The following is an 8,446-nucleotide window of genomic DNA, read 5'->3' as shown; positions in this document are numbered from 1 at the left end:
AGGCTACCCTAAGGTAGCCTCCAATATTAATCTTCTTTTTTATTTATTGCTATTCCTAAATCTTCAAGTTGATTTTCATCTACTATATTAGGTGCTTCACTTAAATAACAATAAGCATTTTGATTTTTAGGGAATGCAATAACATCCTTAATATTTTCAGTTCCAGCTAAGAACATTATCATTCTATCTAAACCAAAAGCTAATCCGCCATGTGGTGGTGGTCCAAACTTAAAGGCATCTATTAAGAAACCAAATCTTTCTTGAGCTGATTCTTCAGTAAATCCTAAAGCTTTAAACATTCTTTGTTGAAGCTTAGAATCATGAATTCTTATTGATCCTCCACCTAGTTCTTCACCATTTAACACTAAATCATATGCTTTAGATCTTACTTCTCCTGGATTAGATTCTATCATATCTAAATCTTCATCCATTGGTGATGTAAATGGATGGTGAGCAGCATAATATCTTCCATCTTCTTCACTATATTCGAATAGAGGGAATTCTGTAATCCAAGTAAAGTTAAATTCATTTTTATCCTTAATTAGATCAAATTGCTTAGCTAACTCTAATCTTAAAGCTCCAAGGCTTTGGAAAACTACTGAATTCTTATCTGCAACTATAAATATAGCATCTCCAACTTCAGCATTCATAGTCTTAATAATTGAATTAGTAACATCATCAGTTAAGAATTTAGCTATCGAAGATTTAATCCCATCTTCTTTAATTTGAATCCAAGCAAGGCCCTTAGCCTTATATGTTTTAACAAATTCACCTAATTTGTCTATTGGTTTTCTTCCTAATGATGCTCCACCCTTTAAGCATAATGCTCTTACAGATCCACCATTTTCTAAAGCTGATTTAAATACTACAAAATCCATATCCTTTACGTCTTCAGTAATATTAGTTATTTCCATTCCAAATCTTAAGTCTGGCTTATCTGAACCGTATTTTTCCATAGCATCTTTAAATGTCATTCTCTTTATAGGAAGCTTAACATCTACTCCTGCTACTTCTTTAAATACATGAGCTACTAAACCTTCATTCATCTTTATTACATCTTCTTCTTCAACAAAACTCATTTCTAAGTCGATTTGAGTAAATTCTGGTTGTCTATTAGCTCTTAAGTCTTCATCTCTAAAGCACTTAGCAATTTGATAATATCTATCAAATCCTGATACCATTAATAATTGCTTAAAGATTTGAGGTGATTGTGGAAGTGCATAGAACATTCCTGGATAATTTCTTGAAGGTACAAGGTAATCTCTCGCTCCTTCTGGAGTACTCTTAGTTAATATTGGAGTTTCTACTTCTAAGAAATTATTTGCATCTAAATAATCACGAACAGATTTAGATACTTTACTTCTAATCATAAATATTCTTTGCATATCAGGTCTTCTAAGATCTAAATATCTATATTTTAATCTTATATTTTCTGCTGCATCTAATCCTTCTTTTATATATATTGGAGGAGTATCTGATTCAGAAAGAATCTTTAATTCTTCACACTTAAGCTCAACAAGTCCTGTTGGCATATTATGATTTGGAGCTTCTCTTAAAACAACTTCTCCAGTTACAGCAATACAATACTCTGGTCTTACATCCTTAGCCTTTTCAAAAGCTTCAGCATTAATTTCTTCACCAAATACTATTTGCATTATGCCTGTTCTATCTCTTAGGTCTATAAATTGTAGACCACCTAATTTTCTATTTCTTTGTACCCATCCCATTAATGTGATCTTTTGAGAAACATTACTTTCTCTAACTTCTCCACACATAAGGGTTCTCTTTAATCCACCTAAAGCTTCACCCATTTTTCTTCCTCCTAACTATTTAAAACACTTACTATTTCATCTATATTGTTTAAATTAACTTCAAATTGTTCTCCATCACTCATTCTCTTAAGTTTTAAAACATTATTTTGAAGTTCATCATCACCTAAAATTGTAGTAAAGACAGCACCAATTTTATTAGCATATTTCATTTCTGCCTTAATGCTTCTTCCCATATGGTTTACTTCAGCTTTAACATCTTTTGCTCTTAATTTATTAGCAAGAACGAAGGCTGCTGTCTTAGCCTCTTCTCCTCTAGCACCAATGTAAAGCTCTATAGTATCTTCTCTTGGAATTTCAATTCCTTCTTTTTCTAATGTCATTATAAGTCTTTCGAGTCCCATACCAAATCCAACAGCTGGCATTTCAGGTCCACCAATTTCTTCAATTAGCTTATCATATCTACCGCCACCACAAACTGTAAAATCATCGTTTAAGATTTCAAAAATAGTTTTTGTATAATAATCTAATCCTCTTACTATACCTGGATCAATAGTATATTTAATATCTAATGCATCAAGATATCTCTTTACTTCTGTAAAGTGAGTATCACATTCCTCACAAATATAATCTAGGATAATAGGAGCACTTTTAGTTATTTCCTTGCAAGATTTTTCTTTACAATCTAAAATTCTCATTGGATTTTTTTCAAATCTAGTTTTACAAATACCGCAAAGATTATCATAATTCTCTTGTAAATATTTCTTTAATGCTTCATTATACTTTGGTCTACACTTAGGACATCCTAAATTATTTATGTTTAAACTTAAACTCTTTAAACCAAGTCTTTTTAAAGCCTCCATAGCTAATGAAATTACTTCAGCATCCATTGATGGTTCTTTAGAACCAAATACTTCTATACCATATTGATGGAATTGTCTAAGTCTTCCTTTTTGAACATTTTCATATCTGAAACATGGAATCATATAATATAGCTTAGTAGGTTGAGCTTCATTAAATAATCTGTTTTCAATAAAAGCTCTAACAGTAGGTGCTGTACCTTCTGGTTTTAATGTTATACTTCTATCACCTTTATCATTGAAAGTATACATTTCCTTTTGAACTATATCAGTAGTCTCCCCAACACCTCTTAAAAATAATTCAGTGTGTTCAAATATTGGTGTTCTAATTTCTCTTACTCCAAATGCCTTTGAAACTTCTCTTAAAGTTTCCTCAACATAATGCCATTTATAAGCATCTTGAGGCAGCATATCCTTCGTACCCTTAGGTGCTTGGATTTCCATAATATCTCCTCCTATTTAAGGTAAAGTGTATCTAAAAGTTTTTTCTTTTCCTCTACCATTTCCTTAATTCTATTTGCATATTCTTTTATGTCTTTTACGTTTCCAAATCTTTCAATTCTATTATCTTCTAAAAAGACTACCTTAGATACTGCATCAGCACCTAAAGCTATAATAGTTTGCTTATCTTCTATCATTTCAATATTATATAAACATTCTTTACCTTCTTTAGAATAACCCAAATTCTCCATATTTCCAACCATATTTTTTTGTCTATACATATAATATGGTTTTATATCTAAACTTTCAGCTAGCTTTCTGCTTATTTCATACATAGAAGATAGCTCTTCTTGCTTCTTTATTTGTATTCCTTTTTTAAGGATAAAGTTTTCATATAAAATTGAAGCTCTCTTTAATGATAATCCATGAACTGTAAGACTATCTGGTTTTAGCTTTAATAATTCTTTAGCTGTGTATTCAGCTTCTTTTATTCCTTCACCAGGGAGTCCTATTATCATATCCATATTAATATCATCAAAGCCTAGCTCTCTGGCTAAATTAAACTTTTCAATTACATCTCCTGATGAATGACCTCTTCCTATCATCTTTAATGTTTTATCATTCATAGTTTGAGGGTTAATGCTTATTCTAGTAGTATTATATTTTTTCATAGTCTGAAGCTTTTCTAGGGTAATACTATCAGGTCTTCCACATTCCACAGTAAACTCATAAAGCTCTCTATTATTAACGAAAGCATTATAAATTTCTTCCATAATAGCTTCAAACTCTTCATTATTTACTGCTGTAGGTGTCCCCCCACCAAAGTATACACTTTCTATCTTTAAGCCTCTTTCATCAACATATTTTTTCATTTCTCTTATTTCATATGTTAATGCTTCTAAATAAGGATTAACTAACTTCTTACTAGCTCCTATTGGATTAGCTGTAAAGGAACAATAGAAACATCTAGTAGGACAAAATGCCATTCCTATATAAATAGCAATATTCTTCTCATCCTTATTTACGAATTCCTTTTCCTTCTTTGCAACTTCAATACAAAGCTTTGCTTTTTCTTCAGAAGCTAAATGTCTATTTTGGAAAATTTCTATTATTTCTTCTTCACTTTTTCCTTCTTCTAGATATTTTAAAGCAATTTTAGAAGGCCTTATTCCTACTAATATACCCCATGGATAATAATCATTAGTAATATCTTTAAGTGATGAAAAAATAAGCCTCTTTATATCTTCTTTAATATTTTCACCTAAAGAAGCTTCATTAGAGTAATCTCCATATGAAAAATTAATTTTATCTTCTTCAATATTTACTATAAACTCTCCATTATCTTCAAATTTAATTTCTTCTAAAGGATAGTAAATATTAAACATTTGATAAACATCATATCTATATTTTAAATTGTTTAATTTTATAGTTACCTTCATTTATTCTCCCTTTATGCTAAGAATGGATTTCTCATTCTTTCATAAATAATAGTAGATTTAGGTCCATGTCCTGGATAAACAACAGTATCCTTATCTAATATCATTAATTTATTTTCTATACTTTCTATAAGCTCATTATAGCTTCCACCTAAAAAGTCAGTTCTTCCAATAGAGCCATTAAATAAAGTATCCCCAGTAAATACGCTATCAGCTACTATAAAACAAGTACCACCTTTACTATGTCCTGGTGTAAATGTAACTTTAAAAGTTAAATCTCCAACTTTAATTTCTTGACCCTCTTCAAGATACTTATATATCTTTGGAAGCTTTCCAAAAATACCAGTGTTATCACTCTCCATAAACTCTTCTTCAGCTTTATTTAAATATACATCTACATTATATTTTTCCTTAAGCTCAGCAACTGCACCATTATGATCAAAGTGGCAGTGAGTTAATAATATTACATCTATTTCAATTCCTAAATTCTCAATTTCCTTAATTAAGTAGCTTGCTTGTGCTCCTGGATCAATTATTGCTGCTTTATTAGTATTTTCATCTATTGCTAAGTAACAATTAGTTTGTAATGATCCAAGAGGATAAGTTTTAACTATCATAATAACCCTCCTAACTAAAAATTCTTTTTACTATCTAATAGAAGCGTCACAGGCCCATCATTTTGTATATCTACCTTCATATGAGCCCCAAACTCTCCTGTTTCAATCTTTATATCCTTTTCCCTCAATAGGTCTATAAATCTCTCGTACAACGCCTTAGCCTTATCTCCGCCCTCTGCTTCCATAAAGTTTGGCCTTCTACCTTTTCTACAATCTCCGTATAAAGTAAATTGAGAAATAGCTAGTATTTCTCCTTTTACATCTAAAAGAGAAAGGTTCATCTTATCATTTTCATCTTCAAAAATTCTAAGGTTAATAATCTTATCTCTTAAATAAAGTAAATCTTCTTCCGTATCTTCTTTAGAAATTCCTATTAATATATTAAGACCTTTTCCAATTTCACCTATTATTTTATCATCTACAACTACCTTAGATGAAGTTACTCTTTGAACTACTGCCCTCATTTAATACCTCTCTAGTTATTCATTCTATATACATCCATTACGCCTTTTAATCTTCTTATTTTTCTCATAAGCTCTTTTAATTGCTCAATGGAATCTATCTTAACTCTAATAGTAACCATAGCAGTATTAGACTTAGAGGATTTAGCATTAAGTGCATTTAATGGTAACTTAGATTCAGAAATAACATTCATAATATCAGTAAGAATTCCAATTCTATCATCAGCTTTAACTTGCACTTCTGCAACATAAGCAGCACCCTTAGATAATCCCCAAGAAACATCTACCACTTTACTTGGATCATAATTAATTAATGACTTTAAATTACTACAATCATTTCTATGAACAGAAACTCCTCTACCTTTTGTTATATATCCTTGTATATCATCTCCAGGTACTGGATTACAGCATCTAGCAAACCTAACCATTATGTTATTTACACCTTTAACAGTAACACCATAAGAGTTTCTACTAGTATTTTCACTACCTTTATCAAATTTATTATATTGCTCTTCAATAGGTTTATTTAAAGTTTCTTGACTTTGTTTATCTATAATATTTTCTTCTTTTAATTTTGAAATAAATGCCGAAGCAGAAAGTTGGCCAATTCCAATTGCTGCATATAAGTCTTCAGTATTATGAATGTTGTATCTCTTTATAGCTCTTTCATATACTTCCCCCTTTGCAATATCTGCAAAAGTTACACCCTGCTTCTTTAACTCTTTTTCAAAAGTTTCTTTACCTTTATCTATATTCTCTTCTTTTTTAATCTTTTTAAACCATTGTCTTATCTTACTTTTCGCTTGATTACTCTTAGCAATATTAAGCCAATCTATATTTGGGCCTTTAGCATTTTTAGAAGTTAGTACTTCAGCTATTTCTCCAGTTTTTAATTTATAGTCTAAAGGTACTATCTTACCATTTACTTTAGCCCCTACACATCTATTACCTATATCTGTATGAATTCTATAAGCAAAATCTATAGGTGTTGCTCCACTTGGCAAATTAATTACAACACCTTTTGGAGTAAATACAAATATTTCATCTACAAATAAATCTATTTTAAATCCTTCTATAAATTCCTCAGCATCTGATGTCTCTTTTTGCCATTCTAGCATATCCCTAAGCCATGCAAGCTTATTTTCAAAGGAATTTTCTTTTTCTTCTTGATTCTCTCCCTCTTTATACTTCCAATGAGCAGCTATACCATATTCAGCTGTCTTATGCATTTCGAAAGTTCTAATTTGAATCTCAAAAGTCTTACCTTGTGGTCCAATTACAGTTGTATGAAGGGACTGATACATATTAGGTTTAGGCATCGCTATATAGTCTTTAAATCTTCCTGGAATAGGTTTATAAATCGTATGTACTATTCCTAAAACTCCATAACAATCTTTTACTGTATTTACTAAGATTCTTATAGCTGTTAAGTCAAAAATTTGCTCTATACTTTTATTTTTATTTACCATCTTTTTATAGATGCTATAAAAATGTTTTGGTCTACCATCTATATCTGAGTCAATTTCAGACTCCTCAAGCTTTTTACTTAAATCCTCTTTAATTTCTGCAATATATGTTTCTCTTTCGACTCTTTTTTCAGCTATTTCCTTAACTAAATCATAATATTCCTCTTCATGTAAATATCTAAAAGCTAAGTCTTCTAATTCCCATTTTATTTTAGAAATACCAAGTCTATGTGCTAAAGGAGCATAAATATCTAAAGTTTCTTTAGCTTTTTGCTTTTGCTTTGATTTTGACATAAACTTTAAAGTTCTTAAGTTATGAAGTCTATCTGCAAGCTTTATAATAATAACCCTTATATCTTTAGCCATTGCTAAAAGCATTTTTCTTACATTATCAGCTTGTTGCTCTTCTTTTGTCTTATATTCAATCTTACCTAATTTCGTTACACCTTGCACTAAATTTGCAATTTCTTCATTAAAGGAATTTTTAATATCTTCATATGTATATTCAGTATCCTCAATAACATCATGTAAAAGACCTGCAACTATCGTACTAGTATCCATACCCATTTCAGCTAATATTGATGCAACATCAATAGGATGAGTTACATAAGGTTCACCCGACTCTCTTTTTTGCTCTTTATGGGCATCACAAGCTAAATCATATGCTCGTTTTACCATATCTTTATCTATATTATGGCAATTTTCATTTATTTTCTGCATTAAGTCTTCATACATATGGATAATCTCCTTTGATTTAGTCTAAAATAATTGGCTGGTTTAAACAACCAGCCATTTTTTCTTATATTATATACCAATTAATTTAAATTTTCAACAATATTAAAACTCATAATCAACTAAGGACATTACTTCATATCCTTCAAGTTTACTTCTTCCGTTAAGTCCTGTAAGTTCTATTGCAAAGTCTAAAGTAACAACTTCTCCACCAGCTAATTCTACAAGCTTAGCTACTGCTTCAATTGTTCCTCCAGTTGCTAATAAGTCATCTACTATAGCAACTCTTTGACCTTTTTTAATTGCATCCTTATGTATTTGTAGTGTATCACTACCATACTCTAAATCATAAGTCACAGAAACAGTTTCACCTGGCAATTTACCTGGTTTTCTTACTGGAACAAATCCAATTCCCATTGCATAAGCAACAGGTACTCCATAAATAAATCCTCTTGCTTCTGGTCCTACTATTAAATCAATATTTTTATCTTTTAAGTGCTCAACTATTTTATCTATAGAATATCTTAATGCTTCTCCGTCACCAATAACTGTTGTAATATCTTTAAAACTTATACCCTCTTTAGGAAAACCTTCAATTACTCTAATTTTTTCTTTTAGATTCATAATAATTCCTCCATTATTAAAAAATTATAAACTATATAAG

7 protein-coding genes are annotated in these 8,446 nt (G+C 30.3%); all 7 read right to left on the bottom strand.

What is annotated here, in order from left to right; genetic code table 11:
• Positions 1 to 26: 26 nt before the first annotated feature.
• A complete protein-coding gene (gene aspS / locus E6248_RS09870; RefSeq protein ID WP_316340642.1) occupies positions 27 to 1,811 on the bottom strand; it encodes an aspartate--tRNA ligase in 1,785 nt (594 codons plus the stop codon).
• Positions 1,812 to 1,822: 11 nt separating this feature from the next.
• Positions 1,823 to 3,073 carry a histidine--tRNA ligase gene (gene hisS, locus E6248_RS09865; RefSeq protein ID WP_316340641.1) on the bottom strand — a complete coding sequence of 417 codons (1,251 nt, stop codon included), beginning with the start codon at positions 3,071 to 3,073 and terminating at the stop codon, positions 1,823 to 1,825.
• Between the two features lie 11 nt (positions 3,074 to 3,084).
• Positions 3,085 to 4,509, bottom strand: coding sequence for a coproporphyrinogen III oxidase (locus E6248_RS09860; protein ID WP_316340640.1), 1,425 nt, complete (start codon positions 4,507 to 4,509; stop codon positions 3,085 to 3,087).
• Positions 4,510 to 4,520: 11 nt separating this feature from the next.
• Complete coding sequence (locus E6248_RS09855) at positions 4,521 to 5,123, bottom strand: MBL fold metallo-hydrolase (protein WP_316340639.1); 603 nt, start codon at positions 5,121 to 5,123, stop codon at positions 4,521 to 4,523.
• Positions 5,124 to 5,137: 14 nt separating this feature from the next.
• Positions 5,138 to 5,587 carry a D-aminoacyl-tRNA deacylase gene (gene dtd, locus E6248_RS09850; RefSeq protein ID WP_316340638.1) on the bottom strand — a complete coding sequence of 150 codons (450 nt, stop codon included), beginning with the start codon at positions 5,585 to 5,587 and terminating at the stop codon, positions 5,138 to 5,140.
• 11 nt (positions 5,588 to 5,598) lie between these two features.
• Positions 5,599 to 7,785, bottom strand: a complete 2,187-nt coding sequence (locus E6248_RS09845) for a bifunctional (p)ppGpp synthetase/guanosine-3',5'-bis(diphosphate) 3'-pyrophosphohydrolase (protein ID WP_316340637.1) — start codon at positions 7,783 to 7,785, stop codon at positions 5,599 to 5,601.
• A 102-nt stretch (positions 7,786 to 7,887) separates the two neighbouring features.
• Positions 7,888 to 8,406, bottom strand: a complete 519-nt coding sequence (locus E6248_RS09840; RefSeq protein WP_316340636.1) for an adenine phosphoribosyltransferase — start codon at positions 8,404 to 8,406, stop codon at positions 7,888 to 7,890.
• Positions 8,407 to 8,446: the final 40 nt, after the last annotated feature.

The organism is Clostridium sp. (assembly GCF_032552055.1).
GTDB lineage: Bacteria > Bacillota > Clostridia > Clostridiales > Clostridiaceae > Clostridium.
The sequence above is the reverse complement of the archived record's forward strand: the minus strand, read 5'-3'. Positions and strand labels throughout refer to the sequence as shown.

Coding starts and splice junctions, on each gene's coding strand:
- hisS (WP_316340641.1), bottom strand. CDS start 3,073: ATGGAAATCCAAGCACCTAAGGGTACGAAGGATATGCTGCCTCAAGAT.
- E6248_RS09855 (WP_316340639.1), bottom strand. CDS start 5,123: ATGATAGTTAAAACTTATCCTCTTGGATCATTACAAACTAATTGTTAC.
- E6248_RS09845 (WP_316340637.1), bottom strand. CDS start 7,785: ATGTATGAAGACTTAATGCAGAAAATAAATGAAAATTGCCATAATATA.
- E6248_RS09840 (WP_316340636.1), bottom strand. CDS start 8,406: ATGAATCTAAAAGAAAAAATTAGAGTAATTGAAGGTTTTCCTAAAGAG.
- E6248_RS09860 (WP_316340640.1), bottom strand. CDS start 4,509: ATGAAGGTAACTATAAAATTAAACAATTTAAAATATAGATATGATGTT.
- dtd (WP_316340638.1), bottom strand. CDS start 5,587: ATGAGGGCAGTAGTTCAAAGAGTAACTTCATCTAAGGTAGTTGTAGAT.
- aspS (WP_316340642.1), bottom strand. CDS start 1,811: ATGGGTGAAGCTTTAGGTGGATTAAAGAGAACCCTTATGTGTGGAGAA.